The following is a 1316-nucleotide window of genomic DNA, read 5'->3' on the forward strand; positions in this document are numbered from 1 at the left end:
TGGTTCCAGAAAAAGAGCAGGCGGACGCGATTACATCAATACTAATGAAATTGGTGTGCTTTGCGCTCTATTTGATTTGGAGGGAGTACTTTGCAGACTACTAGACCTAATACCTGAAGCAATTCAAAAGATTGCTTCTCTAAAGTTTGACAAGGACGAAACTTTAGATTTTCTGGAAGAGATGCTGAAGAAAACCGCCCAGAAAACGGTTGGACTTATCTATGATGAGCTTGTTAATGGAATAGAAATGGGTGCGTTTTGTGAACTAGAGCCGCCTCCATTACCAGAGCCTGTGAGCTTTTCAGATGTTTTTATATTCATGGCTGAATTAGTCCCAATTCTGGGATATTTCTTCACAGTTAATGAAATCCTGACAGGTGAAAGTACTCAACTATTAGATAAAATTGTCGGTTTTTGGTTAAGAGAGCAATGGTTTCTAAATTGTGAGTGCATCCCAAGCGAACCGCCAACAGAACTACCACCAGCTCCCCCAACAGAGCCACCTCTTGATATTCCTGACTGTGCTGATAATTGTCCACCACGTCCATGCACGGTGTCAGTCACCATTTGCAACGGTTTTTTTAGCAACGGTCAACCAATTAGACCTCGATCGAGTTGTTATGGATTCCGTAGGGTTACCTTTGTAACCCCACCAACTCAAATAGAGCAAGGATGGTCAACTGCATATATTGGAGCTAATGAAGTTGATATACCTCAAAATGATGTTTTACCAGCTTCGGAATCATTCACCGATGTAGCGGGTTATAGTAAACCACCTCTATTTGCTAATTTTGGGGATGGATGGTTTGAGGTTTCAGAACCCCCTGCTTTCTCTGGTTATATTGCCCCTTGCCCACCTTGCTTTGATGAAGAGATTGAGGGTACTAAAGAGTTTTGCGCCCTATTCCCTGACGATCCTATCTGTTTGCCTGATGGCGACAATGAGGGAGATTGCGGTATTGAGTATGTATTTGTTGAAGAATTTATCGACTGTGGTTTACCTACTCGTAGCGTTAGATTTACCCTCAATGTTAACGGTCGAGATGTGCCTGTCACAGTTTCCGAGTTTTCTGAATGTGATAGCGATCGCACTGACAAAGAAGTAAGTTTATTTGAGTGTATCAATGGCGTTGATGTCTTTGGATGCAATGACCCAGAAGCGACAAACTACAATCCTGATGTGACCATCAATAACGGCACTTGTGAATATCCCGAAGCTGTTTATGGATGCACAGACCCAGAAGCGCTGAATTATAATCCTGATGCTGAAGAAGATGATGGAAGTTGTGTTTATGAGGTTTTTGGATGCACAGACC

The 1316-nt window shown here is 42.5% G+C and carries 1 protein-coding gene; it reads left to right on the top strand.

What is annotated here, in order from left to right:
* On the top strand, nt 1-1316 hold a 1316-nt coding region (locus tag B9G53_RS27150; protein WP_176453076.1), incomplete at both ends, for a hypothetical protein.

Source organism: Pseudanabaena sp. SR411, assembly GCF_002251945.1.
Lineage (GTDB): Bacteria > Cyanobacteriota > Cyanobacteriia > Pseudanabaenales > Pseudanabaenaceae > Pseudanabaena.